At 69.9% G+C, this 15,594-nt stretch carries 16 protein-coding genes; 8 read left to right on the top strand and 8 right to left on the bottom strand.

The window, feature by feature from the left end:
- Positions 1–287 (bottom strand): aldehyde dehydrogenase family protein (locus VKV26_14225; GenBank protein ID HLZ71054.1); only part of this gene is annotated, 287 nt, incomplete at its 3' end.
- Positions 288–410: 123 nt separating this feature from the next.
- Here VKV26_14225 and VKV26_14220 point away from each other — a divergent pair.
- From VKV26_14220 to VKV26_14190, 7 genes are all read left to right on the top strand, one after another.
- A complete protein-coding gene (locus VKV26_14220; protein HLZ71053.1) occupies positions 411–1,169 on the top strand; it encodes an SDR family NAD(P)-dependent oxidoreductase in 759 nt (252 codons plus the stop codon).
- A gap of 207 nt (positions 1,170–1,376) precedes the next feature.
- Positions 1,377–4,334: an AAA family ATPase gene (locus VKV26_14215; protein HLZ71052.1), complete on the top strand. Its 2,958-nt coding sequence runs from the start codon at positions 1,377–1,379 to the stop codon at positions 4,332–4,334.
- A 186-nt stretch (positions 4,335–4,520) separates the two neighbouring features.
- Positions 4,521–5,003 carry a hypothetical protein gene (locus VKV26_14210; GenBank protein ID HLZ71051.1) on the top strand — a complete coding sequence of 161 codons (483 nt, stop codon included), beginning with the start codon at positions 4,521–4,523 and terminating at the stop codon, positions 5,001–5,003.
- Between the two features lie 86 nt (positions 5,004–5,089).
- Positions 5,090–6,439 (top strand): CoA transferase, encoded by a 1,350-nt coding sequence (locus VKV26_14205; protein HLZ71050.1) that lies wholly within the window; start codon positions 5,090–5,092, stop codon positions 6,437–6,439.
- A gap of 101 nt (positions 6,440–6,540) precedes the next feature.
- The gene (locus VKV26_14200) at positions 6,541–6,882 is read left to right on the top strand and encodes an AbrB/MazE/SpoVT family DNA-binding domain-containing protein (protein ID HLZ71049.1); all 342 of its coding nucleotides are present in this window, start codon (positions 6,541–6,543) and stop codon (positions 6,880–6,882) included.
- Positions 6,863–7,327 carry a type II toxin-antitoxin system VapC family toxin gene (locus VKV26_14195; protein ID HLZ71048.1) on the top strand — a complete coding sequence of 155 codons (465 nt, stop codon included), beginning with the start codon at positions 6,863–6,865 and terminating at the stop codon, positions 7,325–7,327. Before VKV26_14200 ends, VKV26_14195 begins: the two co-directional genes overlap by 20 nt.
- A 169-nt stretch (positions 7,328–7,496) precedes the next feature.
- Complete coding sequence (locus tag VKV26_14190; GenBank protein HLZ71047.1) at positions 7,497–9,788, top strand: penicillin-binding transpeptidase domain-containing protein; 2,292 nt, start codon at positions 7,497–7,499, stop codon at positions 9,786–9,788.
- 12 nt (positions 9,789–9,800) lie between these two features.
- On the opposite strand, the gene VKV26_14185 is transcribed toward VKV26_14190, so the two are convergent.
- From VKV26_14185 to VKV26_14175, 3 genes are all read right to left on the bottom strand, one after another.
- Positions 9,801–10,343 (bottom strand): Uma2 family endonuclease, encoded by a 543-nt coding sequence (locus tag VKV26_14185; protein HLZ71046.1) that lies wholly within the window; start codon positions 10,341–10,343, stop codon positions 9,801–9,803.
- A 78-nt stretch (positions 10,344–10,421) separates the two neighbouring features.
- Positions 10,422–10,727, bottom strand: a complete 306-nt coding sequence (locus VKV26_14180; GenBank protein HLZ71045.1) for a type II toxin-antitoxin system PemK/MazF family toxin — start codon at positions 10,725–10,727, stop codon at positions 10,422–10,424.
- Entirely contained in the window at positions 10,720–11,121 is a 402-nt protein-coding gene (locus VKV26_14175; GenBank protein HLZ71044.1) for an AbrB/MazE/SpoVT family DNA-binding domain-containing protein, read from the bottom strand. Before VKV26_14175 ends, VKV26_14180 begins: the two co-directional genes overlap by 8 nt.
- 123 nt (positions 11,122–11,244) lie before the next feature.
- On the opposite strand from VKV26_14175, the gene VKV26_14170 reads away from it, so the two are divergent.
- Positions 11,245–11,748: a nitroreductase gene (locus VKV26_14170; GenBank protein ID HLZ71043.1), complete on the top strand. Its 504-nt coding sequence runs from the start codon at positions 11,245–11,247 to the stop codon at positions 11,746–11,748.
- Positions 11,749–11,796: 48 nt separating this feature from the next.
- Here VKV26_14170 and VKV26_14165 read toward each other — a convergent pair whose 3' ends face one another.
- The 4 genes from VKV26_14165 to VKV26_14150 form a co-directional block, all read right to left on the bottom strand.
- Positions 11,797–13,035: an FAD-dependent oxidoreductase gene (locus VKV26_14165; GenBank protein HLZ71042.1), complete on the bottom strand. Its 1,239-nt coding sequence runs from the start codon at positions 13,033–13,035 to the stop codon at positions 11,797–11,799.
- A 187-nt stretch (positions 13,036–13,222) separates the two neighbouring features.
- A complete protein-coding gene (locus VKV26_14160; protein ID HLZ71041.1) occupies positions 13,223–13,957 on the bottom strand; it encodes a response regulator transcription factor in 735 nt (244 codons plus the stop codon).
- Positions 13,958–14,114: 157 nt separating this feature from the next.
- A complete protein-coding gene (locus VKV26_14155) occupies positions 14,115–14,954 on the bottom strand; it encodes a hypothetical protein (GenBank protein ID HLZ71040.1) in 840 nt (279 codons plus the stop codon).
- A gap of 278 nt (positions 14,955–15,232) precedes the next feature.
- Positions 15,233–15,559, bottom strand: coding sequence for a hypothetical protein (locus tag VKV26_14150; protein ID HLZ71039.1), 327 nt, complete (start codon positions 15,557–15,559; stop codon positions 15,233–15,235).
- Positions 15,560–15,594: the final 35 nt, after the last annotated feature.

The following is a 15,594-nucleotide window of genomic DNA, read 5'->3' as shown; positions in this document are numbered from 1 at the left end:
TCGGCGTAGAACTCGCAGTTCCAGGCGCACTTCTCGACCTCGGCCTCGGCCTCGCCGATCGGCTTGCCCATCTCCAGCGTGATCAGGCGGCCGTACTGCGCCTTGCGCTCGCGCAGGATCGCGCCGGCCCGTCGCACCAGCGCCGCGCGCTGCGCGAAGCTCGTCTTGCGCCAGCGGGTGAAGGCGTCGAACACCTGGGCGACGATGCGCTCGACTTCCTGAGGCGAGTACGCCTCGAAGCTCTTCAGCACCTCTTCGGTCGCCGGGTTGATCGACTGGATAGCCATCGCTGCACCTTCTCTATTACTGCTACTGCGCTACTGCGCTGAGCACGAGGCGGACGCGGCGTCACGCCGCCACATTGTATCTTCTGCCACACTGAGAGAACGGCTTCCGTGGGAGGTAGCGCGATGGCGGACGCGGGCAGGGTGGTGCTGGTGACGGGCGCGCAGCAGGGAATCGGCGCGGCCACGGCGCTGGCCTTCGCGCGAGCGGGCGAAAGCGTGGCGATCAACTGGCTGAACGACGCCGAGGCCGCCGAGCAGGTGGCGGCGGGCGTGCGCGCGGCGGGCGGCCGCGCGGCGCTGGTGCAGGGCGACGTCTCCCGGGCCGAAGACGTGCGGCGGATGGTCGAGACGGCCGAGCGCGAGCTTGGCCCGATCGAGGTGCTGGTGAACAACGCCGGCATCTTCCCCCGCGCCCCGTTCCTGGAGATCGCGGAAGCCGAGTACGACCGCGTGCTCGGCGTGAACCTGAAGGGCGCCTTTTTGTGCGCCCAGGCCGTGGCGCGGCGGCTGGTGGCGCTGGGGCGGCCGGGCGCGATCGTCTGCATCTCCTCGCAGGCGGCGTATCGAGGCTCGCCGCGCGGCGCCCACTACACGGCGAGCAAGGGCGGCATCGTCGGGCTGGTGCGCACGCTGGCCCTGGAGCTGGCGCCGCACGGCATCCGTGTGAACGCGATCGCGCCGGGCCTGACCGACACGGCCCAGCCGCGCGACGGTATGAGCGAGGAGGAGATCGCCGCCAGCGCCCGCCGCATGCCCTTCGGCGCGATCATCAAGCCGGAGGAGATCGCGGACGCCGCCGTCTTCCTCGCCTCGGAATCCGGGGCGGCGCGGCAGATCACCGGCCAGGTGCTGCACGTCAACGGCGGCACGTTCTTCGGCTGAGGCCGGGACGAGGGACGAGGAAATAGGATAGAGGAAATAGAAAATAGAAGGAGACTGCTCCGCGCTCCTCGCTACTCGCTTCCATCGTCTCTCTCCTGCTTTCCATTTCCTCGCTCGGCTGAGGCCATGCGCCAAATCCGTGAGTGCGAACGTTTTCAATACTGCGGATGCGGCTCCGAAGCGTGCCACAGCGGAACGAGCGCCGCCATGCCCACCATGCGCCCGCCGTTCGTCGGCCGCCAGCAGGAGCTGACCGCGCTGCTCGCCCGCCTGGACGCGGCGGCCGCGGGCGAGGGCGGCGTCGTGCTCCTCGCCGGCGCGCCGGGCCCCGGCAAGACACGGCTGCTCGGCGAGCTGGGCGAGCGCGCGGCCGCACTGGGTTGGCTGGTGCTCGCGGGCCGCGCCGACGACGGCGCGGGCCTGCCGCCCTACCTGCCCTTCAGCGAGGCACTGCGGGGCTATATCCGCGCCTGCCCCGACGATGAATTGCGCCATCGACTTGGGCGAGCCGCGGCCGAGGTGGCGCTGCTCGTGCCCGAGCTGGCCGACCGCCTGCCCGATCTGCCGCCGCGGCCGGCAATCAGCCCCGAGCACGAGCGCTACCGGCTGTTCGAGAACGTCTGCGACCTGTTGCTGGCGCTGGCGCAGGGCACGGAGAGCCGTGGCCTGCTGCTCCTGCTCGATGACCTGCACTGGGCGGACAAGCCCTCGTTGCTGCTGCTCCAACACCTGGCGCGGCGGCTGGCTGGTGCACGCCTGCTGCTCGTCGGCGCGTTTCGCCGCGAGGACCTGGGCGGCGAGCATCCGCTGCTCGACGTGTTAGCGGTGCTGCGCCGCGAAGCGTTAGGCGAGTCGGTTGACTTGACCGCACTCGCGGACGACGAAGCGGCGCAGTTGACCGCGGCACTGGCCGGCGTGGCGCCGGCCGTCGAAGTCGCGGCCACCATTCAGCGACGGAGCGAAGGCAATCCCTTCTTCCTCGGCGAGCTCGTGCGCCACCTGCAGCGCGACGGCATCGACCTGACCGACGCGCAGCCGGCGACGGAGCGCTGGAGGCTGCCGGCGGGGGTGCGGGAGGTGATCGGGCGGCGGCTGGCGCGGCTAAGCGCGGCGGCACAGTCGGCGCTGCAGTCCGGGGCCGTGCTTGGCGACGGCTTCGCCTTTGCCGAACTGCGCGAGACGTGCGGCATCGAGGAAGAGCCGTTGCTGGATACCCTCGACGTGCTGGCAGCGGCCGGCCTGCTACGCGAGGCGGGCCCGGGCTACCAGTTCGGCCACGCGCTGATTCGCGAAACGGTCTACGCCGGGCTGAGTCTGCCGCGCCGCGAGCGGCTGCATCGCCGCGCCGCCGAGGCGCTGGAACGGCTGTACAGCGCCAACCTCGTCCCGCACGTCGCCGCGCTCGCGAGTCACTGGCGTCTGGCCGGCGCCGTGGGCGACGCAGCGAAGGCGCTGGCCTACACGCGGCAGGCGGCGCAGCAGGCCGAGACGGTCTTCGCCTGGGAGGTCGCGGCGGCGCACTGGCAGGCAGCCCTCGCCGCCGTCGAGGCTGGCCCACCGCTCACACCCCTAGAACGCTGCGAGCTGCTGCTGGCGCTCGGCCAGGCGCAGTACCGAAGCGGTGAACTCAGCCTGTCGAGGCGCAGTTATTGGCAAGCTGCAGCCAGTGCACGAGAGGCAAGCGAAGCGGTACCCCTCGCCCGAGCAGCGCTTGGGTATGGCGAATTTGCGGGAAGTTCGGATGCCACCGCCAACCAGATCGCCCTCTTGGAAGAGGCCTTGGGCCAGTTGCCCGAGAAGGACCGCTGGCGAGTGCGGGTGATCGGGCTGCTGGTCGAAAGCCTACCCTGGAGCGTTCCGCCGGAACTTGAGCGCGCCGATGCCCTCAGCCGAGAGGCCGTGGCCCTGGCCCGGCAGCTCGAAGATCCTGCTGCCCTCGCGTACGCTCTTCGGCAGCGGCACTGGCAGCTATTGAATGCTTCTCCAACCGCGGAACGCCGGGACATTGCAACCGAGATGTGTGCAATCGCCGAGAAGATCGGCGATCTAGTGCTTCTCGAATATGGCGAACGCTTCAAGCTGATGAACGCGCTGGAGGGCGGCGATATCGTCGCGGTTGACCAGGCGATTGCGCACCTCACTACCCTCGCCGAACGCGCTCACGACGGCTACTTTCTACCGCAGATCGCGGCATTTCAAGCCATGAGCGCCTTGCTCGATGGACGTTTCGACGAGACGCGGCGCCTCGTCGCCGCGGCTGAGGACTCACGATTCGGGGACGCCGCGAATGCGCCGTTGCTGGGCTGGGTTCGCCGCAATGTGCTCATCACTATCAATCAGCTCCTTGGCGATGATCCCGCCATGCTGGAGGAGGCCACCGAAGGTGTGCGGCTGACGGCAACGCCTCAGCTTGTTCAGGCCAGCCTACTGTTCGCCAGCCGGGGGCAGCACAGCGAGGCGAGGTCGACCCTCACGGAAGTTATCAACAGCAACTATGGCGGCATGCGGCGCAGCGGTGCATGGTCCTTCATGCTCACACGGCTTGCTCAGGTGTGCGCCACGATTGCGGATCGGGGGCTTGCCGTCGAGTTCAGACAGCAGTTGCCGCCGTTCAGCGGCCGCACTGCCATGTTCATGTGGGGCTTCGTCTGTACCGGCGCCGTGGACCACTATCTCGGTCTGCTCGATGCGACGCTGCAGGACTGGGATGCGGCAGAGCGGCACTTTCAGTCAGCACTCGCCCTGAATGAACGGATGGCTGCTCGCCCGTTCCTGGCGCAGACGCAGCGCGAGTATGCTGCGATGCTGCTGCGGCGCGGGCGCCGCGCCGACGTGCCCCGTGCCCGCGAACTCCTCACCAAGGCCATCGCCGCGTATGACGAGCTGGGTATGGGCTACTGGGCTTCGAAGGCACGGGCGCTGCTGGCTGACCGCCGGCTGGCGAGCGCACCGGTGCGGGTTGCCTATCCCAACGGCCTTTCGGCGCGCGAGGTCGAGGTGCTGCGGCTGGCGGCGGCGGGCAAGAGCAACCGCGAGGTCGCAGAGGCGCTGGTGATCAGCGTCAACACCGTGCTGCGGCACGTGAACCACATCTTCGCCAAGACCGGCGCCCAGAACCGCGTCGAGGCCGCCGCCTACGCGCTGCGCCGCGGCCTGGTGGAATGAGGAATGAACCCCCGAAACCGGTTGGTAACTGATCTCTGCTATCGGCCTGCTGTTCCCCGAAAAACTCGCCCATCCGAAAACTGCTGAGACTGACGATGGCGGCCTCTCGCTGCCGATCGAGGATCTGCCCGTACGGCGGCATGGCGCCAGCGGGGCGCCTGCCGCCGCGAACGGGAGGATCCCGCCATGCGCAGCGAGCCTGGATATGGTGAGACCGTCACCACGCCGGCGAACGGTTGGCAGCGACTCGGCAAGGCGCTCCGCGTGGCGGTCGCCGCCGGCGTTGGGCTGGCGCTGGTCGGCGTGCTCAGCGCCGGCGCGGTGTTCGGCGCGCGGCGCCTCGGACCCGGCGCAACGTCGCACCATGCCGTACAGGCGGCGGCCGGCCACAACCCGGCGGCGGCCGTTGCTCCGGCAGGGAACAGCAGCCCCGCGCCGGCAGCGACGATCTATCTTGTCGGATCGCCGGACCAGGCTGCCGTCGCGCAGGCCGGCATCGACACTGCTGAGCAGGAGCGGCTCAAGCTCGGCGGCGCGGCGACCGCGGCCCGGGTGTTTGTCGTCCGTTCGGCCGGTGACGAGGCGGCCCAGCGCAGCATGATCGCCGACGAGAACGGCCTGCGCGCCAGCCTGGGACTGGCGGAGATCACGCTGGTCGATCTGCGCTAGCGCCTCGGCCGGCCCTCATGCTCATCCCACCCCACGCGCCACGCCACACCCGCTACCATAGGCCCGGAGCGGGAGGGGCGAGCGGAATGAACAACAGGAACGAACGGACGGGCGGCGCCCTGGCCGGCGTACGCGTGATCGACTGCACCGACTACATCGCCGGGCCGTACTGCGGCATGATGCTGGCCGACCTGGGCGCCGACGTGATCAAGGTCGAGCCGCCGGAAGGCGACCGCTGGCGGCTGCAAAACCAGATCGCGCCGGGCGAGAGCCGCGGCTTCCTCGGCGTCAACCGCGGCAAGCGCGGCATCGCCGTCGATCTGCGCACGCCCGACGGGCTGGCCCTGCTGCTGCGCCTGCTCGATCGCGCCGACGTGCTGCTCACCAACTTCCGGCCGGGCGTGGCCGCGCGGTTGGGTCTTAGCTGGGAGCAGCTCTCCGCCCGCAACCCGCGCCTGGTCTACGCCGAGAACACGGCCTTCGGCGCGGAAGGCCCGGACGCCGCCCGCCCGGGCTTCGACCTGCTCTCGCAGGCCGCCTCCGGGCTGATGGACTACGAGCGCAAGCTGCGGGACGGTCTGCCATCGCCGATCTCCAGCGTCGCCCTCGCCGACGTGACCGCCGGTATGTTCCTGGCCTACGGCATCGTGGGCGCCCTGTATGCCCGCGAGCGCACGGGACGCGGCCAGCGCGTCGCCGGCAGCCTGCTGCACGCGGCGATCAGCGTGCAGTACCGTCCCTTTCAGTCGATCGAGGCGCGCGACGCGGCGCCGCGCGCCGCCTTCCTCGCCGCGATCGCGGATCCGCCAACGGAGATCCCCGCCGCTGCAGCGGCGGGAGGAACTGCCACGGCCGCGCAGGCCCGCGGCTACGCCGAGATTGCGGCGCTGCGCGAGAGCATGATCGCAAGCCGCCCCGCCGGCAACGCGGGCAACAACTACTACTGCCCGTACGAGACGCGCGACGGCATCGTCTGCGTCGCCTGCCTCAACAACCGCTTTCGCCGCCGCCTGCGTGACCTGCTCGGCATCGACGATGCGAGCGTGGACGGCAACAACTACGCGCCGACCGAGCCCGCGCAGCGCGAGGCCGCCCTGGCCCTGCGGCCCCTGTTCGAGGCGGCCTTCCGCGAGCGCACGACGGCGGAATGGCTGCGCTTGCTGGATGAAGCCGACGTGCCCTGCGCCCCGCTGCGCCTGACGGAAGAGGTGTTCGACAGCCCCCAGGTGACGGCGAACGAGATGATCCTTACGCTGGAGCACCCGGCGCTGGGCACCCTGCGCCAGCCCGCCGGTCCGCTGCGCATGAGCGAAACGCCCTACGGCAGCCGTCGCCCCGCGCCCACGCTCGGCCAGGACAGCGACGCCGTGCTGGCCGAGGCGGGCATCAGCGGCGATGAGATCGCACGGCTGCGCGCCGCCGGCGTGGTGAGGTAAGCGGTGGAAAGCGTGCCCACACGCTGGGACGGTTCTGTACGTCCCTGCTTACGCACATCGGTGCTACGATGTCGTCAGCGATGCTCGGTGGAGATCATCTCATGGCGGCCAGGCGGCTGGTACGGATCCAGGGCGAGGGGAACGTGCCCCTGCCCGCCGATCTCATGCGCAGGCACCACCTGAAGCCGGGCGACGAAGTCGCTCTCGAGGAGACCGACCAGGGGGTTCTGGTGACGTCGCAGGCCGACGGCGGCACGATCAATGCCGAACATGTCACGGCCCTCCACAGGCCTGGTCCGGACGAACTCGCGCGGCGCAAGGCGGCGGTGGAGCGCATTCTGCTCCTCCGGGCTCAGACACCCTCGATCGCGCCGCTAACGACCGCTGACCTCGTTCGCATGGCCCGAGAGGATGCCATCTGGTATGGCGACGACGAGGATTGACCGGCTGGTGGTCGATGCCTCGGTGGCAGCCAAGTGGCACTTACCCGATCGGGATGAAGAACACGCCGACCAAGCCCTCCTCCTGCTCACGCAGTTTCAGGCCGGCGATCTCGAGTTGCTTGCGCCGGCCCATATCCGCTTCGAAGTTCCATCCGTTCTCACGGTCGCGACGATTCGCACACCGTTTCGGTTGACGCCTGAGCAGGCCCAGGCGGCGATCGATGCTTTTCTCGCGTTGCCGCTTGCTACGTACGACGACACCGCCTTGCTGTCGGCTGCCTTCCGGCTGACAACGCGGTACGGTCTTACGTACTACGACGCGGTCTACCTGGCACTCGCCCAGCGTGAACAGGCTCCCCTGGTGACTGCCGATCGCCGGGCGCATGCCCGCATCGCCCAGCTCCCCGAGGTTCTGTGGTTGGCTGACTGGCAGCTGCAAGCCTGAGCGTATCAACCTTCCACGATCGCGTACTGGGCGCCGCGATGAGCCCGGCACCGTTTCTGAGGCGCGGCGTCCCGTTGCGCTCGGTGCTGCGCGGCGCGGCTGTTACACTGTAACCACGTAACCGCCTGCGAGCGCGAATCCCCGCCGTTCGGCGCCGGGAAGGCCGGCCGTGTCCGCTCTGCTCCCTCGCTTCGCCACCCGCGTCCGAGTGCACCGCAAAGTACCCCTCTCCCAATCCTGGGAGAGGGGCAGGGGTGAGTGCCGAACGCCCGGAAGCGCCCGTCGCCTGGCACTTTCCCTCCTGCTCGTCGCCATCTTCCTGCTCGCCGCCTGCGACAACGGCGGGCACAAGAACACGGCGGAAAACCCCGGCGGCTCGCCCGCCGCCGCAGGCGCCGGCGGCGCATCCGGCAGGCCGTTCACACCGCCGCCGACCAAGCCGCCCACGCCGAAGCCCTCCGCGCCCTCCAGCGACACCGTGCAGCAGTTCCTCGCCTTCTGGCAGCAGGCGCAGTACGCCGCCATGTACGACCTGCTCACCGGCGCCGCACAGCAGAGCATCACGCGCGACCGCTTCGTCGCCCGCTACCAGGGCATCGCCGACGAGGCCAGCATCACCGCGATCGCGTCCGGCTTCACGCCGCCCGCGGATAAAAACGCCGATGCCATGCCCGCCACCGTCACCTATACGACCGCGCTCTGGGGGCCAGTGAAGCAGGATCTCACCTTTCAGCTCGCGCACGAGGCTGCCGGCTGGCGCATCCAGTGGACGCCGTCGCTGATCTTCGCCCAGCTCGGCCAGACTAACCTCGTGCACCGCTTCACCGACATTCCCCCGCGCGGCGCGATCCTCGCCCGCGACGGCTCGCCGCTGGCGATCACGGCCGAGGTCGGCCAGGTAGGCACGTCGCGCTCGCTGATGACCAACCCACAGGTGGTGAAGGACCGCGCCGCCGCCGTCGCCCAGCTCGCGCAGAAGCTCGGCCTGAATGCAAGCGACATCCAGGCGAAGATCGACGACCCGAAGACCCCGCCCGACTACTTCATCACACTGAAGACGCTGCCCTACGGCTTCCCCGCCGACCAGCGCAGCGCGATCGAGGCGATCCCCGGCACGATCGTGCAGGACGTGCCGCAGCGCGTCTATCCGCTCGGTCCGGTGGCGGCGCACGTCGTGGGCTACGTCAGCAAGATCACCGCCGACCAGCTCAAGACGCTGAAGAACGAGGGCTACACCGAGGACGACATCGTCGGCCAGACGGGGCTGGAGGCGACCTTCGAGGCGCAGCTCGCGGGCAGGCGCGGCGCGCGGCTGGCGATCGTCACGCCGGACGGTCAAATCGTGCAGGAGCTGGCGAACCGGCCCGGCTCGCCGCCGGCCGAGGTCGTGACCACGATCGACGTGAAGGCGCAGCAGGGCGCATTCGCCGCGCTCAACACCAGTAAGTCCACCGGCAGCCTGGTGATGCTCGACCCGGGCGACAACAGCGTGCTGGCGCTGGTCTCCAAGCCGAGCTTCGACCCGAACTGGTTCGTGCAGGGGCTGACGGACGCGCAGGCGCAGCAGATCTTCGATGAGAACACCAAGCCGCTCCTCAACCGCGTCACGCTGGCGCAGTATCCGCCCGGCTCGACCTTCAAGGTGGTAACGGCGACGGCGGGACTCGAACGCGGCGGGCTGACACCGCGCAGCACGCTGCCCTGCCCGCCCGTCTGGTACGGCCTTGGCCAGAACCTGCCGAAGAAGAACTGGCGGCCGGACGACCTGGGCAACATCACCGTCACCGACGCGCTGATGACCTCCTGCAACCCCGTCTTCTACCAGACCGGGCTGATGCTGGACCAGGTCGACCCGAACATCCTGCCCTCGTTCGCGGCGGCGTTCGGCTACGGCCGGCTCACCGGCATCAACGGCCTCGACGAGGCGGCAGGCCTGGATCCGAACCCCGACTGGAAGCAGAAGACGCTGCATCAATCCTGGTTCACGGGCGACTCGGTGAACATGGCGATCGGCCAGGGCTACCTGCTGGTGACGCCGCTGCAGGTGGCGAACGCCTACAGCGCGATCACGCGCGGCGGTGACCTGCGCAGCCCGCTTTTGGTGCGCGAGCTGCGGCCGGCGGTGGCCGGCGCCCAGCCGCAACAGTTCCAGAGCAAGCAGCTCGGTCAGATCCCGATCTCGCCCAGCACGCTGCAGGTGATCCGCGACGGGCTGACGCGCGTGGCGCAGGATCCGCGCGGCACGGCCTACTCGGTCTTCCAGGGCTCGCGGCTGGACCCGGCGGGCAAGTCGGGCACGGCGGAAGACCAGGGCCTGCAGAACCACGTGCTGTTCGTGGCCTACGCCCCGCGCACGCAGCCGAAGGCTCTCGCCGTGGTCGTGCTCGATTCGGGCGAAAGCGGCTCGCTGGAGGCCGGCCCGATCGTCCGCCAGGCGCTCGAAGCCTACGAGCTGCGGTAGCGGCGCTGGCGGCTACGCGAAGATCTCGCGCACGGGCAGGGTGAAGCCGGGGAGCACGCTGCCTCCGTCCAGCGTGTCGTCTTCGCGCAGGGTGCGGGGCGGCCTGTCGGGTTCGTAGACGGTGACGGTGCGCTGGCGCGGCCGCAGGATCAGGAGCAGCGGCACGCCCGCGGCGCGATACTCGGCGATCTTGCGCTCGATCTTGGCACGGCGTTCCGTAGGCGAGATGACCTCGACGGCCAGGTCGGGAACCAGCGGCAGAAAGCCGTCCTCGCCGGCATCACGCAGGCGCTCGGCGCGCACGAACGAGACATCGGGGCCGAGCAACACGTCCGGATCGCGGTGCAGGATGAAGCCGACCCCCTGGTAGACTTCGCCCGCGTCATTCTGGATCACATGCAGATAAAGCGGCATGAAGGTCGCGCCTGCGACGCGGCCATGGAGTCTGCCCCGCAGTGAAACCGCGATCAGCTCTCCTCGAATGAGTTCATACTCCTCGCCCTCGCAAGCCAGGTGCTCGACATCCTCAACGGTGAACAATTTGATGGCCGTCATCGCACAAGATCCTGCCGACGTGAGCCGCGGTCGGGCCAGTTTTATAGACCGACCAGGGCGCCAAGCTTTCGCTCCACTTCACCCAGCTTTTCGCCGGAGAGTCGCCCCCAGGGCTCGATGAAGCGCTCCTTTGCCGCCGAGCGGATGGCGGTCGCACAAGATCTCGCTCTCCCGACTGAGGCCGCCGTCGGGCGGACGTACACGCACGTGATACGCGATGCCGCGCAGCCGCGACGTGATTGGCAGGACGTTGGCCAGGTCAGCCGGGCCACGGTTGTAACGATTGTCCGAGAGGACGAGCACCGGACGCCGTCCGCCCTGTTCGTGACCGCGTACCGGATCGAGATCGGCAAGCCAGACTTCGCCCCGCTGCAGGTCAGCCATCCTTCTGCTCGCTCTTGAAGTAGGCGGTGCGATCCTCGGTCCAGACCTCGTCCGGGTCCAGCCCATCCATCAAGGTGCTGTCCCAGAGGGCGCGCTCTTCAAGCACCTCCTGCCAGGCAACGGGGGCTGCGCGCAATGCTGCGTAATCCCGGTTTGCCTCCTCAAAGAACCGCTGCCGCTCCTCTTCGCTCATGCGCGCCGCTAGTGGCCGGATCAGCAAACCGTTGGGGCTCTCCTCCGCGATCACCTGGCGACCCTCCGTCAGCCCCAGCTTGCGCCGCAGCGCCGCCGGGATCACGAAGGCGCCGCGGCTGCCGATCACGCCCGTCGCTCGCAACCGTTCCGGCTGTTCGTCCTCTGCGGCGGGCTCCTGCTTGAGCAGTCTCGTACGCATATCGCCCTCCGTCTTTCAGAGTATCAGACGCCGTTCCGCGCCGGCGCGCCATTGGAACCATGCCGCCTATACTGTTCCCTGATCCTATTCCCTAACACCTGACACCTATTCCCTGGAGCAACGATGGACGCCTACACCGCGATCCGCAGCAAGAAGGACACGCGCGCCTTCAGCCCCCGCCCGATCCCCGCGGACGTGCTGCACCGCATCCTGCAGGCGGGACGCATGGCCGGCAGCTCCAAGAACTCGCAGCCCTGCCGCCTCGTGCTGCTGCGCTCGCAGGAGCAGCGCGACGCGATCGCCGGCTGCGGCGACTTCGCCAAACATCTGCCCTCAGCGCCGGTCGCCGTGGCCGTGGTGCTGCTGCCGGGCGGCGGCGCCTTCGATGCCGGCCGCTGCGCCCAGAACATGATGGTCGCCGCCTGGGCCGAAGGGATTACGAGCTGCCCCACCTCGATGCACCACCCCGACTGCGCCCGCGCCGTGCTGGGCCTGCCGGACGACCACCACGTGCAGATCGTGCTGCCCTTCGGCTACCCGGCCGAGGACGCGCCGCCGCGCGAGAGCCGCCCGCGCGTGCCAGTCGAAGATTTCGTCCACGAAGAGCGCTGGCAGCCCCGCGAGTAGCCCCACCACCCGGGGCACGGGCCTGGCCCGGATGCGGGTCGCGCCGACTTAGCTGCCCGGGAGCGCGCGGTCCACGGCGTAGTGGCGCAGGGCCGGGTCGGCATGGCCCGTGGCGATCAGCTCGGCCAGGCATTGCCCGGCGACCGCCCAGTACGGCCCGCCGTGGCCGGTGAAACCCGCGGCCACCAGCAGCCGCTCGCGGCCGGGCAGCGGCCCGATGAAGGGGTAGCTGTCCAGGCTGAAGCCCATGATCCCGCTCCAGCGCCGCGCCACACGCACGCCTGCCAGCACGGGAAAACAGCCGGTGAGAAAGGCGTAGAGCGCGTCCTGGATCTCCGGCCGCAGCTCCTCGGCGTAGTAGCCCTCGTCGCGATCGGCCACAGCCCAGCGGGCGCCGCCCAGCACGATCGCCCCGTCACCGCGCTGGCTCCAGTACTCGTAGCCCCAGTTGGTGCTCATGCCGCGCAGGAAGACGCGCGGCGCCGGTTCGGTGGCGAAGATCTGGCCGCGCACCGGCGCGATGCGCCCCTTCAGCAGGCCCGCGATCAGCGGCGTCCAGGCGTTCGTCGCCAGCAGCACGCGGCCGGCCGCGATCTCGCCGCGGCTCGTTTCGACGGCGATGCGCCCGTCCGGCAGATTGGTGAGCGCGAAGACCTCGGCGCCGGTGAAGATGCGGGCGCCGAGGCGCTGCGCCGCCCGTGCCACGCCGCTGCTCAGCTTCGCCGGGTTCACCAGCGCCGTCTCGGGGTTGTACAGCGCGCCGAGGAAGCGCTCCGGCAGTTCGGCGGCGACATGCTCGCGCAGCTCCTCGCGCGAGAGCAGCCGCTGCGGAAAGCCTTCGCGCTGCAGCGCCTCGCCGCCGGCACGGAGCGATGCCCACTCTTCGGGCGAGGAGGCGATCGTCAGGCCGCCCTGCGTCTCCAGATCGCAGTCGATGCCCAGTTCCTCGATCAGGCCAAGGGCGAGGTCGCGGCCGCGCCGGGTGAACTGCAGCCGCTCGATCGCTGCCTCGCGGCCGTAGCGCTGCACCGCCTCGGCGAAGGCCATGCCCAGGCCGGGGGCGATGAAGCCCGCGTTGCGGCCGGTGGCGCCCGTGGCGATGCCGCGCCGCTCGAGCACGATCGCCGGCAGGCCCCGCTTCGCCAGCCAGTAGGCGACGCTGTTGCCGACGTAGCCGCCGCCCACGATCACCAGGTCGGCCCGCTGAGGCAGCGGTCCTGCTTCAGCGGGCAGGGGCTCGACGCCCCGCAGCCAGTGCAGCGGTTGCAGGGCAGCGCTGGCGGACATCTGCGGCTCCGGCTGCGAATCTCGGCCCAACCATGCTACCGCACACGGCCTCGACCGCGCCCGATAGCTCGCGCGGACGCACACCGCGCCCGCCACGGCAAGCAGCCGGGCGGGCGCGCGCGGGGAGCATGAGACACCAGGTTCTCGCCGGCGGGGCAGCGGTCCGGCCACGCGGCCGCGGTGGAGGTCAGGGGCCGGTGGGACTGAGGCCCAGCTCGGCGTCGGTCTCCACGGTGATCAGCCCGGTGCGGATGGCGTAGTGCACCAGCTCCGCCGTGCCGCGCAACCCCAACTTGCGCACGATGTGCTCCTTGTGCGCTTCGACGGTCTTCAGGCTGATCACCAGCCGATCGGCGATCTGCCGGTTGCTGGCCCCCTCCGCCACCAGTTGCAGAACCTCGCGCTCGCGCGCGCTGAGCGGCGCCGGATCCACCCCGCCAGCACCGCCCAGCGACAGCCCGCGCTCCACCAACTCCTGCGAAAGATAGGGGCGGGCGGCGGATACCGTCTGGATCGCCTGCAACAGCTCCGCCGCCGAAGCGTGCTTGAGCACGTAGCCGCGGGCTCCGGCCGCCAGCGCCGCCCGCACCCGCTCCTCCTGGCCGTAGCCCGAGAGCATCAGCACCTGCGTGCGCGGCAGCCGCTGACGCAGCACGGCCGTGGCGGCGATGCCGTTTAGGCCGGGCATCGCGGTGTCCATCAACACCACGTCGGGCTGGAGCGCCTCGCAGCGGTCGATCGCCTCGCGGCCGTCCGCGGCCTCGCCCACGACGGACACCTGCGGCTGGGCGGAGAGCAGCAGGCGCAGGGTCTCGCGCAGCAGCGCATGGTCGTCACAGATCAGCACCCGGATGCTTAGCGCCGGTCGCCGCTCGCCAGCCCGCGCACGGTCGCCGAAGCCGGGTTCGGACGTTCCCGCCATGCAGGTCCTCCTGGCGCCGTCCCGCCGCGCGAGCTGCGGCCCACCTGGCGGGAATCTCTATCCGGGTATACCCTACCTCGTTGCAGAAGTCTAGCGTTATGTCGGATCTTCACCATAAATGCAAGACCATAACAGCCATAACGCCGGGCAGCGGCCATTATGACGACCGTGGCGTCCAGCTCACGACGGCTACGGCGGCCGGCTCCCAGCTCAGCGCGTAGCGGCCGTCGCGTTGCTGCGTGCGCGCGGCCACCAGCGTTTGCAGCCGCTGATCGGCGGCGGAGCCGGGCTGCACCCAGGTTTGCCGCCGCGCCAGCGCCAGCACCTGCTCGGGGCTGGCGTAGCTTTGCGGACTGCGCTCGCAAAGCCGGACCTCAAACAACCGCCCGCGCGCCAGCAGCAGCGCCAGGAACTCGGGCAGCGCCGGCAGCGCCTCTCGCGGCTCGCCGTGGACCTCGGGCCAGAGGGCATCGAGCGCGAAGCTTGGCGGGCGAGCCAGCAGCACCGCCACGCACAGCCGCCGCGCCGCGGCCTCCATCGCATCGAGAAAGGGGCCGATCGGCCCGACGTCATAGCCCACGTGGGCGATCAGCGCGACGTCGGCGGCAAGGCCGGCAGCGCCCTCCGGCCAGCGCCGCCGTTCGATGCGCACGTTGGCGATGCCGTGCTCGGCCATGCCCTCGCGCAGCACGCCGATCATGCCGTCCGAAGGCTCGACGGCGATCACCTCGCGTGCGGCCAGGGCCAGCGGCAGGGCATAGCGGCCGCCGCCCGCGCCGATGTCCAGCCAGGTGTCTTCCGGCCGCGCCAGGCCGCGCAGCAGATCGAGCGCAGGCTCGCCCGTGCGGCGCGGATCGGCGCGGAACATGCTGGCCACGGGCGCATAAAGGTCGCCGTCGCCCACCTGGCGGAAGCGGTCGACCTGGACGCCGTTGGCCCGCACGCGCCGTGCCCATTCCGCCTGCGCCTCTGCAGCCGTGGGACGAAGCGGATTCATCGGCAACTCCTTGTTGCACGCGGTCAGTCCCGATACGCCCTGCCGTGTGGCAGCACGCGCAGGATGCGGACGGTGTTGAGGTCGTCGGCGTACACGAATCGCACGCGGATGTCGCCCACCCGCAAGCGCCACTCGGCAGGCCACACGCCATGAAGGCGAACCATGTCTCCATGGCCGGACTCTACAAACGCGGCGATCGCCGCACTCACGCGCTGAGCGGCCGTACGGTCGAGCTGGCGCAGATCGCGAAGCGCGCTGTGTCCACTCCTCCCGCCGGCTCAAAGTCCAAGCTCGCGGCGTGCCTCGGCGCCGCTGATCACCCGGCCTGAGCGCAGATCCTCGTATGCCTCGGCGACTGCCTCGCGCTCCTCCTCGGTCTCGGGTTCGTCGTCAAACGGCGCGGTCAGCAGCCGCTGCCGAACCGGATCGAGCCCCTCCTGCAGCCAGGCGACCAGTTCGCAGAGCTGGTCGAACGGCAATCGTTGCTTCAGCTCCTGCGCAAGTTGCTCCGGACCCTGCAATTCCTCCAGCCGCCGCGCCGCTGCCTCGGCCAGCTCATCGGGCAGGCTGTCGATCAGCCGGTACAGATCCGCCATGGTTGTCATCAGTTGACGTCCTCGAGGGAAACATGCACGCTCCG

It is taken from the genome of Dehalococcoidia bacterium, from assembly GCA_035310145.1.
GTDB lineage: Bacteria > Chloroflexota > Dehalococcoidia > CAUJGQ01 > CAUJGQ01 > CALFMN01.
Note: the sequence above shows the minus strand (reverse complement) of the source record. Positions and strands in the feature narration are given on the sequence as shown.